This is a genomic window from Paracoccus sp. S-4012, from assembly GCF_009674885.1.
In the GTDB taxonomy this organism is placed as follows: Bacteria; Pseudomonadota; Alphaproteobacteria; order Rhodobacterales; family Rhodobacteraceae; genus Paracoccus.
On sequence record NZ_WKKA01000005.1, the window covers coordinates 26,797 to 40,993 of the forward strand.

A 14,197-nucleotide genomic window follows, 5' to 3' on the forward strand; every position below is an offset into this window, starting at 1 on the left:
CCACACCGGCAGAGACGATTGAGGAAGGTCCCAGCACGTCGATCGAGGGTGCCTAGCTGAACATCCCGAAGAACGGGCTTTGCTTCATGGCGAACTCGTCGGGATCGACCTCCTCTTCAGCCGGAACCTCTTCCACCTGATCTTCGCGATCGAGTTCGGCTTCGAGGGCCCGACGCTCCGCCAGCAGCTCCTCGGCCATCCTGCGGTGTCGGCGGACGCTGTCCTTAGTCCAGGGGCGCTTCCAGTTCGTCAGGATTGCCCGTCGGTTCAACAAGTCAGCAAATGCCCCGTGAGGGAGGGCTGAGTAGGCCTCGTCCTCCTCGAGCACATCCGCGATCCGCTCGACCAACTCCTGGGACGCCAGGAATCGGGAGCGGGCCGACTCCTTGGTTGCCGAACTCAGGCCCTTCGGCGAGCCGAGCTTTGCGCCCTGCTTCTTCTTGTCGGCCAACGCGTCTTTCGTGCCTTGGCGGATCGTTTTGGCTGCTTGCTCGCCGGAGGCAATGATCGCCCGAAGCTCCTTGGGGGAGACGATCCCGCCATCCCGGAGCGAATAGACCTGCCCTTGAAAGTTCTTCGCGAACTCGTCGTAGTCCCGCAGGTTGCGGAAGAGCCGCGTGCCGTCGGTCACCACTAGGATGGCTCCCTCCTTCCAGGCGAGATCGATCGCCGCTTTGAGGCCCCGCCGGCGAATGAAGCTGAGGGGATCGGTGACAGACGCGACGTCTGCCTCGATAGTCAAGAGATCGAGACCGACACGCTTGCACTCGTCCTTGATGCGCGCGGCTTGCTTGTCCAGTCCGTCGTCGCGCGCGTCCTGCTTCTCTGTGGAGGTTCTGACATACCCGACTGCGCGCCTGTTGGGCTCTCGTGGCAGCCTGGTGGTGATCGTCTTGGGAGCTTGAGGAGAGTGCATTGGGGGCACTGTGGGTCCTTTGGGGGTGAACAGATGCATACGGTTTCAAGCCTGCGGGGGCAGGCACACCGTAAATGGTCAGCAACCTGAACATTTACAACCACGTCGGGAGGTCGGTTTTCCATCCCGGGTCATGGCGGTTCGCGCTGCGATGATCGGAGAGAGTTCGTCGAGATCCGCCTCAAGCGGCCATCTCACCACCCGGTAAAAGCCTCGACCGTTTCCGGCGCTACCCGGCCCGCGAGCACATCGGCGAGGGTCACCTCCAGGATGGCCACGCCCCGCTTGGCCTCGGCGTCCGTCAGCGTCAGCGGCGGGGTGAGTTCGAGCACGTCCGAGCCAGGTCCGACATAATAGAGGACGAGGCCCAGCTCCCAGGCGCGATAGACCGTCAGCGCGGCGATCTGGGCGCCCGACAGCCCCGAGGCGCCGTCTTCACCCACGCCGAAGCCGAGCGCGATGCCTCGCCCCCGGACGGACCGGATCGCGCCGATGCGTCGTTGCAACTCCTCGAGGCCGCTACGGAGCGTCGCACCGACCGCCTCGGCCCGCGCGCCGAGGCCCTCGGCCTCGATCGTGTCAAGAACTGCGAGCGCCGCGGCTGCGCAGACCGGGTTGCCGTGGACCGTCTGGATCGCGAAGCAGGATGCGTGGTCGAGGATCGCCGCGGGACCGATCACGGCGGAGACCGGCAGCCCGCCGCCGAGGCCCTTGCCCAAGATCACCACATCCGGGCGCAGCCCGTCGTGGCCATGCGCGTGGAAGCGCCCGGTGCGGCCGAGGCCGACCTTCACCTCGTCTGCCACGGTCAGCACACCGTGACGGCGGCAGAGCCCCTCGATTTCGGTCAGGAAGCCGGCAGGCGGGACAATCATGCCGCCGTCTGCCTGGATCGGTTCGTATAGGAGCGCGCCAACCTCGGCACCCACCCTGATAAGGAGGTCGCGCAGCATGCTCAGTGCCTCGGCCGCCGCTCCTGCCCCGCCATCGGGATCGGCGGCGGAGGGATAGGGCAACAGCGTCAGCCCCGGCGCGCGGGCGCTCTGCGGGAGGGCCGGGTGGCCCGAGACCGCCATCGAGCCTGCGGTGCCACCGTGATAGGCGTTGCGGAACGCCACCAGTCGGGGTCTTCCCGTTGCTGCCACGATGGCGCGCACCGCGGCCTCGTTCGCGTCCGAGCCGGAATGGCCGAGCCAAACCTTTCGCTCGCCCTCGCCGGGGGTGAGCGCCAGCAGACGCTCGGCCAGTTCCACCGCGGGCAGCGTCGCGGCAGAGATGTGACCGGCGCCGGCCTGCGACGACAAGGCGCGGTCCACAGCCGCGCGGACGGCCGGGTGGCTGTGGCCCAGGCTCGCTGCACCCCACGAGGCCGAGAAGTCCAGCAGCTCGCGGCCCTGATCGTCTATGAGCCAGCTGCCCCGCCCGCCCGTGATCGCCAGCGGAGAGAAGCGTAGATGCGCGATGCGGGCGATGCTGGCTGCATCTCGCTGATACAGACCGCTCACGCGCCGGCCGCAAAGAACCCGGCAAGGTCGGATGAAGATACCACATGGCAGTAGATCATGTTGATCGTCTCGAGCTCGTTCCGGTGCAGCTCCATCGTCGCGGCGGCGGTGCAGTCGTCTACCACCAGAACGCCGAAGCTCTCGTCGGCGAGGCTGCGGACGGTCGAGGACACGCACTGGTCGGTGAAGATGCCGACGCAGATCACGTCGGTGATGCCCATGTTGTGCAGGATCAGCCGCAGGTTGGTGCCGGTCAGGGCGCTGTCGGTGGTCTTCAGCACCGTGATCTCGTCGCCCACTGCCGCCAGCTCGGCCACGATCCGCCCGTCCGGGCGGTCCTTCGGCAGCAGCAGGTAGTTGAAGCCCGGCTTCTTCTGGCTCAGCGAGCGGTCGCGGCCGTCATCCTTGAGGCAGGCGATGCGGGCGTAGATCACCTCGACCCCCCGCGCGCGCATGTCGGCGATGACGCGGGCGGTGTTGGGGATCACCACCTCGCGCATGCGGTCGTAGAAGGGCTGCCAGCGGGCGGTCTCGGCCTCCGTGTCCTTCGGCTCGAGGTAGGTGTCCTGAATGTCGATAACGAGCAGCGCAGTCTTTTCCGGCTGCAGGCGGATGTCGTCCGGCTCCTCGGCCTTGGCGTAGTAGAAGGAACGGTAGGCGGTCTTCCAGCTCATCGTCTCGTCTCCAGCAATTCGGGGTCGGGCCGCGGCTTGCGGCGGAACAGCGCCCCGATCTCGCGGTTCGCCATGATGCCGCCGGGGCGAAGGATCATCACCCCGATCATCGCCAAGGCCAGCACGATTTCGGTCAGGCCGACGACCGGGTTCGCCGTGATCTTGGCCGTGTTCAGCGCCCCTTCCAAGGCCCTCAAGCCCTCGTAGGCCAGCGCCACGACGAAGGTGCCAATGACGGCGCCGCTGACGGTGTTCGCGCCGCCGATGACCAGCATCGAGATCACGAGGAAGGTTTCCTTCAGGTAGAACGCCTTGGGGGAGAAGGAGGTAATGAAATGCCCCCAGAGGGCGCCGCCAAGGCCGGCGATGAAGGCGGCGAGGATGAAGGCCCGCCAGCGCAGGACGGGGATGTTCGCGCCGAGCGCCGCCGCTGCTAGCTCGTCGTCGCGGCTGGCGCGGAGCAGGCGGCCGGTGCGGCTCTCCTTGAATAGAAGCGCCACGCCCATCGCCGCCCAGGCCACCGCCGCCGCGGACTTCAGCCCGGTCGCCTGCGGCAGGCCGAAGAGGGTGCGAGGACCGTTCGTCACCGCGCTCCAGTTCGTGAGGATCGTGTAGAGGACGATCAGCAGCGCGAAGGAGGTGATGACCGCCGCCGCGTCCGAGAGGCGCATCAGCGGGAATGACACTACCGCCGCCACGACCGCCGCGACCAGCCCGCCGACGAGAACCGCGACCGCCACCGGCAGCTCCACCCCGGCCAAGACGGGGTAGAGGTCGGGCAGCGCCATGCCCCGCGCCTGCAGCGGGATCGTCAGCACCGCGGAGGCGTAGGCCCCGACCCCCATGAAGCCGATATGCGCGAAGGACAGGATGCCCGAGTTGCCCATGAACACCTGCAATCCCAGCACGAGGATCAGCGACAGGCAGAGCGAGGTGGCGATGCGGTCGTAGAGGCGCACGCCGCTGAGCGTGCTGCCGATGACCAGGGCCAGGATCAGCCCGCTGAGGATCACGAAAGTGAGCAGATGACGGGGCATCAGGTGGCGCATCAAGTCCTCTGTCCAGTCGCGGGACCCTTGATGAGCCCTTCCGGCCGCCACAGCAGGATGAGGATCACGAGGGTGAAGGTGAAGGCGTCGCGGAACTTCAGCAGATCCTGGCTGAGGGTATAGTTCAGCGTCGTGTCGATCAGCGCGAACAGGAACCCGCCCAGCACCGCTCCGCTCATCGAGCGCATGCCGCCGATCACGGTGGCGATGAAGGCGATCAGCAGTGGCTCAAGGCCGATGCCCGGCGTCACGGTGCCGATGCGGCCGATCCACAGAAGGCCCACGACCCCGGCGAGGAAGCCCGAGATGGCGAAGGCCGAGGTGATGATGAGGTTCGCGGGGACGCCCAGCATCCGCGCCATGATGAAATGCGTCGCCGCAGCGCGCATCGCGATGCCCAGAACCGTCTTCCGCATCAGCAGCGCAAAGAGGCCCAGCAGCAGCACCGAGGCGGCGAGCGTGATCAGGTTGCGGACCGGCGTCACGACGCCCGCGATGGTCACGGTCTCCGAGAAGATCTCGGGCAACGCCACCGGCCGCGGCCGGGGCGAGATGAAGAGCAGCGCGAGGTTTTGCAGCAGCGTCGAGAAGGCGAAGGAGGTGATCAAGACCGCGGTGACGGACTTCGCGCGCACCGGGCGGAAGGCGACGTAATCGGTCAGCACCCCGGCCAGCATGGACATCGCCACCGCGACCGCCGCCATCACCAGCCAGGGCAGCGCCGATCCGCCCAGCAGGAACATGGTGTAGCCGGCGACCATGATCAGCTCGCCATAAGCGAAGTTCACCAGCTTCAGGATGCCGTAGACGATTACCAGTCCCAGCGCCATCAGCGCATAGGCGCCGCCGAGGCTGAGGACGTCGATCACGAACTGCAGGCCGAAACCCATCCGCTACCCTCCCAGATACAGCGCGCCGAGGTCGGTGGCCGAGCGGATCTCCGCGGCATCCCCCTCGGTCGCGATCTGGCCGAGGCGCATGACATAGGCGCGGTCGGCGACGGCGAGCGCCTTGGCCGCGTTCTGCTCCACCAGCAGTATCGTCAGGCCGGACTGCTTCAGCTCGGCGACCATGGCGAAGATCTGGTCCACGATGACCGGCGCGAGGCCGAGCGACGGCTCGTCCAGCAGCAGGACGCGCGGGCGCGACATCAGCGCGCGGGCGATCACCAGCATCTGCTGCTCGCCGCCCGAGAGGGTGCCGGCAGGCTGATGCGCGCGCTCCGACAGGCGTGGGAAGAGGGCGAACATGCGCGCCTCGTCCTCGGCCACGCCCGCGCGGTCGCTGCGGCGGATGAAACTGCCCAGCGTCAGGTTCTCGCGCACGGTCAGGTCGGGGAACACGTCACGGGTCTCGGGCACGGTGGCGAGGCCGATGCGGACGATGCGCTCGGGCCGCGCGCCGGCGATGTCGCGGCCATTGAGGCGGATACGGCCGGATGCGGGGCGCAGCGCGCCCGCGATCGCCATGAGGGTCGAGCTTTTGCCCGCCCCGTTCGCGCCGAGTATAACCACCAGCTCGCCGGGCGCGGCGTGCAGGCTGACGCCGCGGACGGCGCGGATGGCGCCGTGGCGGACCTCGAGATCCTCGACCGCCAGCATCGGCTCAGCCATGCTGTGCCTCCGATCCCAGATAGGCCTCGATCACCTGCGGGTTGCGTCGCACCTCGGCGGGCGGGCCCTCGGCGATGGTCCGCCCGGTCGCAAGCACCTGCAGCCGGTCGCAGAGGCGCAGGATCAGGGCCATGTCGTGGTCGATGATGAGCAGCCCCAGCCCGCGCGCCTTCGGCAGCGTCGAGAGGATGTGCAGCAAGGCCTCGGATTCCGCTTCGTTCATGCCCGCGGCAGGTTCGTCCAGCAGCAGGAAGGATGGCCCGGCGGCGAGCGCCCGCGCGATCTCGACCCGGCGCTTGTCGCCATAGCTCAACTCGCCCGCGAGCGCCTCAGCGCGGGGGGCGAGGCCGAACTCCGCGATCAGCGGCGCGGCGGCCTCGCGCGCGGCGGCGAGGCTGGCCCCGGTCGCCAGCGCCGCCGCCTCGACGTTTTCGCGCACGGTCATGGAGTTGAAGAGCCGCACGATCTGGAAGGAGCGGCTGATGCCGCGCCGTGCGATCTCGCGCGGGGGCAGCCGCGAGATGCGGTCGCCGCCCATGCGGACCTCGCCGCCCGCCAGCGGCACCTGCCCGGTGATGGCGTTCACCAGCGTCGTCTTGCCGGACCCGTTCGGCCCGATCAGCCCCACGATCTCGCCCGTTGCAAGCGTCAGCGAGACGCCGTCGAGCGCCCTGAGGCCGGAGAACTCGACAACCAGATTCGTCGCCTCAAGGCTCGTCATGTCGTTCCTCGATGGCGCGGCGGCCCGGTCCGAGCCGCCGCGCGCATTCCGCATCAGGGGGCCGGGACGTTTTCCGGCGTCCGCCAGCCGACGAAGGACGGCTGCCCGCCCTCGAGCTTGATCAGCGCCGCGGCCTTCATCGGCATGTGCCCGCCCGCGGCATCGGCATAGTCGAGCTTGCCGGTCAGCAGGTCGAACTCGCCCTCCTCCAGAGCCGTCGCCACCGCCGCGCCGTCGGTCGAGCCCGCGGCCTCGATCGCCTGCGCCATCATCATCACCGTGTCCCAGCCGGTCGAGACGAACGAGGTGTCGGGCGGGGCGCCGTGCATCTGCGTGTAGAGGTCGATGAACTCCGGCATCTTGGGATGCGCCTCCGGGCCCATCCAGGTGTGGGTGACGAAGTAGATGTCATTGCCGAACCGCTCGCCCAGCGCCTCGTGCATGGCCGGGTCGTCATAGGCGTCGCCGCCGAGGACCGGCGCGTCGTAGCCGACCTCGCGCAGCGCCCGGATGATCGAGCCGATGTCCTGGCCGTAGGAGGACAGGAAGATCACGTCGGGCTTCGTGCCCAGCGCCTGCAACCGCGCCAGCTGGGCTGTGAAGTTGTTGTCGCCGTTGGTGTAGGTGTCCTCCAGCAGGATCTCGCCGCCGCCCGCGGTGAAGGCCTCGTTGAAATACTTCGATAGCGACTTGGTGTAGGCGATGAACTGGTCGGTGACGACATAGGCCGTCTTCCAGTCGTTCTCCTTCAGCGCAAACTCGGCCGCGGTCGCACCCATGGTGGTGTTCCACATGGACAGCGTGAACTGCTTGTCGCCAAGCGACCACGAGGAATAGAGCGGGTCCGATGCACAGGTCGATATGCCGACCAGGCCCGCGCTTTGCGCCTCGCGGCTGGCGGGGCCGCCGAAATCGAAGTCGCAGGGCGCCATGATGATGTCGGCGCCGCCGTCGATCAGCTCGACCGCGGCGTTTCCGACCGTCACCGGGTCGGACTTGCCGTCGATGTTGCGAAGCTCGACCTGCCGGCCCAGCACGCCGCCGTTGTCGTTGAGATACTTGACCGCCACCTCGGCCCCGCGCAGCGCCGGCGTGTCGAGCGGCGCCTGCACGCCGGTCAGCGACATGGCCCCGCCGATGATGATCGGCTCCTTGTCCTGCGCCGCCGCCGGCCCCGCCGCGAGGACGAGCGTGGCCACGCCCCCGAGTAACATTTTGCGCGTGTTCCGCATCCTTCCGTCTCTCCCTGTGTGTGGGCCCAGACCCGTGTTGTCATGCTGCTGCATTTGGCTCGCGCCTCTTTCGGGCCCTTCAGCCAGTCGCAGCTCCATCGAGGTGCCGACGCTCCCTTGCATGTCCGGGATCACGGTCTAACGCAAGCATATATCGGTATTTGTTTCCGCCTATCTGCCCTTCAATCAGCGGCGGACTCGTAGTTGATAAGGCGAGATCCTCGCAGACCAGGCCGGCCGCCGGCAGGAATTCGGGTATCTGCTGCTGTAACCGGAGAATCACGAGTTCCCACCTGCGGCCGGCCCAACGCCTTATCTCGTCCTTTGGCGCATTGCGCGATGCATCACTGATGAATATCGACCTGATAATTGAGATTCTGCTAAAAACTCCCCACCCGACAAGGTGCTCTGATGCGCTTACAGTGAGAACATCGATAGCAAGCAACAGGAGCATGTCATGACCAAACCATTTCACAACACACCAGCTGCCAACCTGCTTCGCGAGCGCATCCGCGATCTCCAAGGAAGAAAGACACAATCGGAAATAGCGCGCGAAGCCGGATTCAACAACGCCAACTTCGTCTCGCTCCTGAAGAACGGTAGCTCCAAGATCCCGCTGGATCGGGTTCCTGATCTCGCCCGAGCTATCGAAGTCGATCCTGCGTTGTTGATGAGACTTTCTCTGGATCAGTCGATCGGTCCGGCGGGTGCTGCAGCCGTGATCTCGATCTTTGGGACGCCCATTTCAAAAAATGAACTGGCGTGGCTGTCCGAGATCCGTGACGCGTCTGACAATTCTGACCCGTCGCTGACGACCAAGGCTCGGGCGGTGATCAGGGCGTTCTTCAAGAAGATGTCGTGAGCGTTGCCGGACGAGCGCGCGGGCCACCATCGGTCAACCTCGTCGGTCGAGGCATGGAGCTCGGCCGCCGGTCGGTGGTTCCCAGCAATCCGAATCGCTACCACCATCATCCTGAAACCTCCCGAACCCAAGGTCCCGGTGGAGGCCTTCGACGAAGGCCGCAGCGATGCTAGCCTCCACCAGGTGCAGCCCGATTTCGGACTTCTCGTTCAGTTGTGTGGCCTCAAGCGGTTGAGCATCAATGGTTTAGGTGGGTGCAAAATCCTTGACTTAGCCGCGCGACAGCTCTGAAGATGGTGGAGTATATGGTTGATGGCCCGAGCCGATCCCGCTCCCATCGACGAAAGCACCCCCATGTCCAATGTTCACGCGCTTCACCCGGAGCCGACCCCTCGTCCTGTTGTCCCCGTGCAGGGCTTTGCTGCCGACTACCCCGTTGCCAGCCTCGGACCACTCCGCGAGGTAGTCGAGGCAGTTCAGGGCATCAGTCAGGCGCCGGCTGCACTCGCCGCGCACAGCGCTTTGGCGATCGCATCGCTCGCCGTCCAGGGACACGCGAATGTCGAGACCCTCGGCGGTCCGCGGCCGCTGTCGCTCTACTTTCTGACCATTGCCGCGTCTGGTGAGCGGAAGTCTACCTGTGACGCGCTCCTCTCCTCGAGCCTACCCTACGGGCTGACGGTCACGGAAGCCACCGTTGACGGATTGTTCAGATCTCTGCGCGAGACTCCCAGCTTGGGTCTGCTGAGTGACGAGGGCGGGCAGTTCCTCGGCGGCTACGCGATGGCGGGGCAGAATCAGCAGCGCACCCTCGCGGTCTTCAACGACCTCTGGCAAGGCAAGACGATCCGCACCGCACGCAAGGCAACACGGGACAGCGTCGAGCTCGCTGGACGGCGCCTGGCCGTCCATCTGATGGTTCAACCCACAATGGTCCGGAAGCTGTTCGCGGCTCCCCTTGCCGTCGGTTCCGGGTTCCTGCCGCGGTTCCTGATCTGTGAACCCAGGAGCATGATCGGCACTCGGCTGCACGCCAACACCGTCAGCAATGAGGCGCCGATCGCGGCATTCAACGACCGGTTGAAGGCGGTGCTCTCGGCGACGTTGCCGATCCCCGATCTGGAGACGGGCATTCTGGCGCCGAGGACTTTGAGGCTTTCCGACGACGCCCGAAGGTTGCTCATTGAGTGGTCGGACATGATTGAGCAGCTCCAGGCACCAGGCCGAATCTACTCCGTCCATGCAGGCTATGCCTCGAAGACGGCCGAGCAGGCGGCTCGCCTTGCGGGGGTATTGGCACTGTGGCGCGATTTGGGGGCTACCGAAGTGAGCGGGAAAGACATGACGCACGGGTTTAGTCTCGCAAACTACTACATCTCGGAGGTCGCTCGGGCAGCCGGGCACGCGAGTCTCGATGCCGACCTGGTCCTCGCCGAAAGTCTAAGGTGCTGGCTGCTCGGGCGGCCGGGAGCCCACTTCTTGACCGGCGAGGTCATTCAGGGCGCGCTGAGCAGAGAGATCCGCGACAAGCGCACCGCGGAACGCCTTCTCGGCATCCTGGCCGACCATGGCTGGGTGCAGAAGCTGCCCGCTGGGACTGTAGTGGACGGAGCGGCCCGGACATCAGCGTGGCGGCTAACCGTGCGCTAAACGTGCTAAACGGCTAATCGACGTGTATCGACCGTCCTGGCACTTGGACCAGGGCGGTCGAAGCTACACCCTCGCCCCGGTTGTTGGCCAGGTCCTTCGAGGGAGACATCAGTGTAGACGTCCTCAAGGGGGATTCCTCGCGGATGTGAGGTCATAGGCAGGCAGCTTCCTGACCGCTGCAATGCGGGTGGCAAGCGTAACATCGCCATAATCGTCGCCCGCCGTCTTGCCCGCATGCCCTTGGATCGCGTCAATCACGCGGTCGCTGATCTCCAGCTCGCGCCCCTGCGTCTTGAAGCGGTGCCGCCAGCCGTGCGAGGGCTGAACGCCAACCGGAACCAGATTTTCTCCTTGAAGCCATTGCGACAACCGACCGGCGGTCGCGCGGGCGCTTGAAAGGCTCCGCTCCTTCGTGGTCGCATTGTGGAACAACGGGCCTTCCTTCACGGCCGCGAGGAAGTCGAGAAAGCCCAAGTCGATGATCTGCCGATGCAACGGCACGTCTCGATAGTCGCCGGCCTTTACGGTGCCTGCATCCGGCCGGATGCGCAGGACGTAATGCCCGCCCTCCTTGCGAATGTCCTCCTTGCGAAGCTGCGTCATTTCCGTGACCCGCGCCCCGCTGAAGGCGCACAGGATCGGCACCCATCGTTTGGCGGCTGTGATGTGAGCGCTTTCGCGGTTGGCCGGATTATCCCGCACCGCGGGTTCATAGGCGACAGAAGCCTTCAGCACCTTGACCGCCTCGGCCGTCGTGTATCCCTTTTCCCGCGACCGCGCGACTCTCGGGGCCTCCTGCCTGACCGCAGCGGCCTCGTTGGTCGGGAGGCGGTCATTCTCGAATGCCCAGCGGAATAAGGCGCGCACCGCCGCAAGGTGGCCGTTCGCAACCGATTTCGGCGATCGGCCACTCTGAAGCAGATGGTCACGCCAGTCCAGCAGGTTGCGCTTCGTCACCTGCCGAGCATCGTCGTGGCCCAAGAAGCCACTTAGGTCTTGGACCATTGTCTCCCATGCGCGCGCACCGTCGCGGTGCTTGCCGACCGCCTGCCGCGACGCGACATATTCGCGGAACAACGCCTTCAGCGGGACAGGCGGCGGTCCCTCCTCTGGTAGCGGAATCGCGTTGACTATCAGCGGGTTCTCAGGCTTACCGGCAAAGTGCCTTCGTTACGCTCAACCATGCGGCCCATGAACTCGAGCTCGGCGATGCAGAGGGCACGAGCGATCTCGCGCCACGCTGCCGTGCCGGGCTGGGCATCGTGATTGCCGGCGGCACGGAACCACTCGACCTCGCGACCGATCAGCCCAGCCAGCTCTTCGTTGCTCGCACGGCCGGCGACGGCTGCGCGCAGCTCCGCCACGTAAGTATCGTTGATGCCCGCGACGGCATAAGCCGGGTTGTCGCGGAAGTGCTCATCGAGGGCGAGCCGCTGTGCGTAATGCGATGCCGCGATCTGCGCGACGGTCATCGGATAGCGGCCGGGCACCGGCACCGCGTCTAGAGGGTGCGAGCGGGCCAGCTTGCGCTCGGCGTCGATGATCTGTCGCTGAAGCTCGGCAACCGCACCCGGGAGCTGACGCACAGCCGCGCGACGATCAGCGCCGAGGGCCATCACCAGCTCGGACTTCCCAACCTGCCCTTGAAGCGACTTCGGCACGGCCATGCGCGCGTAGAAGCGACTGCCCTTGACCTTCAGGCTACGGATCTGCCCAGCCATGCTTAAACCCCATCCTGGCACCAGCTCTGGCACCAAAAGCGGCACGGGGGCCAGCAAAGCAAGGACTTCCAACGTGTGCTGGGAAAATAATGGTGCTGCGAGTGAGGATTGAACTCACGACCTCTCCCTTACCAAGGGAGTGCTCTACCACTGAGCTACCGCAGCGCCGTGCCGGGCGGATTAGCCAAGGTTGGCGGGGTCTGCAAGGGGTTTTCGCCCCGGCACGGGCAGGCGGCCGCTGGACGGGCCGGACCGGCGCGTCTAGACGGTGGCGGCAATGAATGACGAGGCTCTCCCTCCCTCGCCCCCCCGCGCCTCCCCGCCGCGCAGCGCCGCGGAGCGGCGGGCGGCGGCGTTGCGCGAGAACCTGCACCGGCGCAAGGCGCAGGCGCGGGCGCGCGCGGCGGCGGAGGATGGGCGGCAGGAAGACGGCGAAGGCGGGGAATGATGGACCAGATCATCGTGCAAGGCGGGGCTGAGCTTCGCGGCGAGATCCCGATCGCCGGGGCGAAGAACGCCTGCCTGACGCTGATGCCGGCCACGCTGCTGACCGACGAGCCGCTGACGCTGACGAATGCGCCGCGGCTCAGCGACATCCGCACCATGACGGCACTGCTGGGCTCGCTCGGGGCCGAGGTCGCGGCGCTGCAGGACGGGCGGGTGCTGGCGCTGTCGAGCCATGACCTGACGTCGCACCGGGCCGACTATGACATCGTGCGGCGGATGCGGGCCTCGATCCTGGTGCTCGGCCCGCTGCTGGCGCGCGACGGGGTGGCGGAGGTGTCGCTGCCGGGCGGCTGCGCGATCGGGGCGCGGCCGGTGGACCTGCATCTGATGGCGCTCGAGAGGATGGGCGCCGAACTCGACCTGCGCGACGGCTATGTCCATGCGCGCGCGCCGTCGGGCGGGCTGCGGGGTGCGGTGGTGGAGTTTCCGCTGGTCTCCGTGGGGGCGACCGAGAACGCGCTGATGGCGGCGACGCTGGCCCGCGGCACGACCGAACTGCGGAACGCCGCGCGCGAGCCGGAGATCGTGGACCTCGCCCGCTGTCTCAGGCGCATGGGGGCGCGGATCGAGGGCGAGGGCGGCGGGACGATCACCATCGAGGGCGTCGATCGCCTGCGGGGCGCCACGCATCCGGTCGTGACCGATCGCATCGAGCTCGGCACCTACATGCTCGCGCCCGCCATCTGCGGCGGCGAGGTCACCTGCCTCGGCGGTCGGATCGAACTGCTGGAGGCCTTCTGCGAGCGGCTCGACGCGGCCGGCATCCACGTCGAGGAAAGCCCGCGCGGTCTCACCGTCGCCCGTCGCAACGGCCGGGTCAGCGCCATCGACGTCACCACTGCCCCCTTCCCCGGCTTCCCCACCGACCTTCAGGCGCAGATCATGGCGCTGCTCTGCACCGCCGAGGGCGTGAGCCACCTCGAGGAGACGATCTTCGAGAACCGCTTCATGCACGCACCCGAACTCGCCCGTATGGGCGCGCGGATCGAGGTGCATGGCGGCCGCGCCACCGTCACCGGGGTTGAGCGGCTGCGCGGCGCGCCGGTGATGGCGACCGACCTGCGCGCCTCGGTCAGCCTGATTCTCGCCGGCCTCGCGGCCGAGGGCGAGACCATCGTGCGCCGGGTCTATCATCTCGACCGCGGATATGAGCATGTCGAGGAGAAGCTGGCTGCGGTCGGCGCCAGGATCGAGCGCACGCGCGAGGGGGAGGCGGCACATGGCTGACGCGCGGTTCATGGACGCGGAACCGGCTCCGCTGCGGCTCAGGGCCGAGGATGCCGATGACTTGGCGGTGATCTCGGCGCTGACGCAGGACGCCGTGGTGTCGGTGGGCGACATTTCCTGGGACGCGAAGGCGCGGCGGCTCGCCTTGCTGCTCAACCGCTTCCGCTGGGAGGACGCCGAGGCCGCGCACCGCGACGGCCGCCCGTTCGAGCGGGTGCGGGCGCTGCTGGTCCTCTCGGATGTGCTGCGCGTCGCGGGCGACGGGATCGACCGCGAGGATCGCGACCTGATCCTGTCGCTGCTGGCGCTCGACTGGCAGGCGGGGGAAGATGGGACCGGGACCCTCACGCTGACCTTCGCCGGCGACGGCGCGATCGCCGCCAGCGTCGAGTGCCTCTCGGCCGAACTCCGCGACGTGACCCGGCCCTATGCCGCGCCCTCGGGGCGGGCACCCTCGCATCCAGAGTGATCGGCCGGCGGCGGGAGGCAATCTTGTGACCCGGCATCCCAGTCGCTAACA

15 protein-coding genes and 1 tRNA gene are annotated in these 14,197 nt (G+C 67.0%); 5 read left to right on the forward strand and 11 right to left on the reverse strand.

The annotated features are described in order from the left end of the window. Positions 1–52: 52 nt before the first annotated feature. From GI374_RS08270 to GI374_RS08305, 8 genes are all read right to left on the reverse strand, one after another. Positions 53–955: a recombinase family protein gene (locus tag GI374_RS08270; RefSeq protein ID WP_154336553.1), complete on the reverse strand. Its 903-nt coding sequence runs from the start codon at positions 953–955 to the stop codon at positions 53–55. Between the two features lie 155 nt (positions 956–1,110). Then, positions 1,111–2,421 (reverse strand): aspartate aminotransferase family protein, encoded by a 1,311-nt coding sequence (locus GI374_RS08275; RefSeq protein WP_370515232.1) that lies wholly within the window; start codon positions 2,419–2,421, stop codon positions 1,111–1,113. Next, positions 2,418–3,095: a cysteine hydrolase family protein gene (locus GI374_RS08280; protein ID WP_154336554.1), complete on the reverse strand. Its 678-nt coding sequence runs from the start codon at positions 3,093–3,095 to the stop codon at positions 2,418–2,420. Before GI374_RS08280 ends, GI374_RS08275 begins: the two co-directional genes overlap by 4 nt. After that, complete coding sequence (locus GI374_RS08285) at positions 3,092–4,144, reverse strand: branched-chain amino acid ABC transporter permease (protein ID WP_229582961.1); 1,053 nt, start codon at positions 4,142–4,144, stop codon at positions 3,092–3,094. The genes GI374_RS08280 and GI374_RS08285 overlap by 4 nt, the downstream gene beginning before the upstream one ends. Beyond that, positions 4,144–5,034 carry a branched-chain amino acid ABC transporter permease gene (locus tag GI374_RS08290; RefSeq protein WP_154336555.1) on the reverse strand — a complete coding sequence of 297 codons (891 nt, stop codon included), beginning with the start codon at positions 5,032–5,034 and terminating at the stop codon, positions 4,144–4,146. Before GI374_RS08290 ends, GI374_RS08285 begins: the two co-directional genes overlap by 1 nt. Before the next feature lie 3 nt (positions 5,035–5,037). After that, a complete protein-coding gene (locus tag GI374_RS08295) occupies positions 5,038–5,757 on the reverse strand; it encodes an ABC transporter ATP-binding protein (RefSeq protein WP_229582963.1) in 720 nt (239 codons plus the stop codon). Beyond that, positions 5,750–6,478 (reverse strand): ABC transporter ATP-binding protein, encoded by a 729-nt coding sequence (locus tag GI374_RS08300; RefSeq protein WP_154336556.1) that lies wholly within the window; start codon positions 6,476–6,478, stop codon positions 5,750–5,752. Before GI374_RS08300 ends, GI374_RS08295 begins: the two co-directional genes overlap by 8 nt. A 53-nt stretch (positions 6,479–6,531) precedes the next feature. Further along, positions 6,532–7,677: an ABC transporter substrate-binding protein gene (locus tag GI374_RS08305; protein WP_370515233.1), complete on the reverse strand. Its 1,146-nt coding sequence runs from the start codon at positions 7,675–7,677 to the stop codon at positions 6,532–6,534. 490 nt (positions 7,678–8,167) lie between these two features. On the opposite strand from GI374_RS08305, the gene GI374_RS08310 reads away from it, so the two are divergent. Together GI374_RS08310 and GI374_RS08315 are read left to right on the forward strand one after the other, a co-directional pair. After that, a complete protein-coding gene (locus GI374_RS08310; RefSeq protein WP_154336558.1) occupies positions 8,168–8,572 on the forward strand; it encodes a helix-turn-helix transcriptional regulator in 405 nt (134 codons plus the stop codon). A gap of 312 nt (positions 8,573–8,884) precedes the next feature. Next, positions 8,885–10,222, forward strand: coding sequence for a DUF3987 domain-containing protein (locus tag GI374_RS08315; protein ID WP_154336560.1), 1,338 nt, complete (start codon positions 8,885–8,887; stop codon positions 10,220–10,222). Between the two features lie 123 nt (positions 10,223–10,345). On the opposite strand, the gene GI374_RS19160 is transcribed toward GI374_RS08315, so the two are convergent. The 3 genes from GI374_RS19160 to GI374_RS08325 form a co-directional block, all read right to left on the reverse strand. Continuing rightward, complete coding sequence (locus GI374_RS19160) at positions 10,346–11,299, reverse strand: hypothetical protein (RefSeq protein WP_229582967.1); 954 nt, start codon at positions 11,297–11,299, stop codon at positions 10,346–10,348. A gap of 56 nt (positions 11,300–11,355) precedes the next feature. Then, the gene (locus GI374_RS19165; protein ID WP_229582969.1) at positions 11,356–11,943 is read right to left on the reverse strand and encodes a DUF6538 domain-containing protein; all 588 of its coding nucleotides are present in this window, start codon (positions 11,941–11,943) and stop codon (positions 11,356–11,358) included. Positions 11,944–12,033: 90 nt separating this feature from the next. After that, positions 12,034–12,108, reverse strand: a tRNA-Thr gene (locus GI374_RS08325). A gap of 112 nt (positions 12,109–12,220) precedes the next feature. Between GI374_RS08325 and GI374_RS18870 the strand changes: the two genes are divergently transcribed. From GI374_RS18870 to GI374_RS08335, 3 genes are read left to right on the forward strand one after another with little or no spacing between them, the layout of a single operon-like run. After that, on the forward strand, positions 12,221–12,391 hold the full coding sequence (locus tag GI374_RS18870; RefSeq protein ID WP_195759883.1) for a hypothetical protein: 171 nt from the start codon (positions 12,221–12,223) through the stop codon (positions 12,389–12,391). Beyond that, positions 12,391–13,677 (forward strand): UDP-N-acetylglucosamine 1-carboxyvinyltransferase, encoded by a 1,287-nt coding sequence (gene murA / locus GI374_RS08330; RefSeq protein ID WP_154336561.1) that lies wholly within the window; start codon positions 12,391–12,393, stop codon positions 13,675–13,677. Before GI374_RS18870 ends, murA begins: the two co-directional genes overlap by 1 nt. Then, entirely contained in the window at positions 13,670–14,146 is a 477-nt protein-coding gene (locus tag GI374_RS08335) for a DUF2948 family protein (RefSeq protein ID WP_154336562.1), read from the forward strand. The genes murA and GI374_RS08335 overlap by 8 nt, the downstream gene beginning before the upstream one ends. Positions 14,147–14,197: the final 51 nt, after the last annotated feature.

What these genes read in the sequence shown, in the direction of transcription:
- GI374_RS08270 (WP_154336553.1), bottom strand. Translation starts at nt 955, where the DNA reads ATGCATCTGTTCACCCCCAAAGGACCCACAGTGCCCCCAATGCACTCT.
- GI374_RS08300 (WP_154336556.1), bottom strand. Translation starts at nt 6,478, where the DNA reads ATGACGAGCCTTGAGGCGACGAATCTGGTTGTCGAGTTCTCCGGCCTC.
- GI374_RS08310 (WP_154336558.1), top strand. Translation starts at nt 8,168, where the DNA reads ATGACCAAACCATTTCACAACACACCAGCTGCCAACCTGCTTCGCGAG.
- GI374_RS19165 (WP_229582969.1), bottom strand. Translation starts at nt 11,943, where the DNA reads ATGGCTGGGCAGATCCGTAGCCTGAAGGTCAAGGGCAGTCGCTTCTAC.
- GI374_RS08335 (WP_154336562.1), top strand. Translation starts at nt 13,670, where the DNA reads ATGGCTGACGCGCGGTTCATGGACGCGGAACCGGCTCCGCTGCGGCTC.
- murA (WP_154336561.1), top strand. Translation starts at nt 12,391, where the DNA reads ATGGACCAGATCATCGTGCAAGGCGGGGCTGAGCTTCGCGGCGAGATC.
- GI374_RS08315 (WP_154336560.1), top strand. Translation starts at nt 8,885, where the DNA reads ATGGCCCGAGCCGATCCCGCTCCCATCGACGAAAGCACCCCCATGTCC.
- GI374_RS08280 (WP_154336554.1), bottom strand. Translation starts at nt 3,095, where the DNA reads ATGAGCTGGAAGACCGCCTACCGTTCCTTCTACTACGCCAAGGCCGAG.
- GI374_RS08295 (WP_229582963.1), bottom strand. Translation starts at nt 5,757, where the DNA reads ATGGCTGAGCCGATGCTGGCGGTCGAGGATCTCGAGGTCCGCCACGGC.
- GI374_RS08285 (WP_229582961.1), bottom strand. Translation starts at nt 4,144, where the DNA reads ATGCGCCACCTGATGCCCCGTCATCTGCTCACTTTCGTGATCCTCAGC.
- GI374_RS18870 (WP_195759883.1), top strand. Translation starts at nt 12,221, where the DNA reads ATGAATGACGAGGCTCTCCCTCCCTCGCCCCCCCGCGCCTCCCCGCCG.
- GI374_RS08290 (WP_154336555.1), bottom strand. Translation starts at nt 5,034, where the DNA reads ATGGGTTTCGGCCTGCAGTTCGTGATCGACGTCCTCAGCCTCGGCGGC.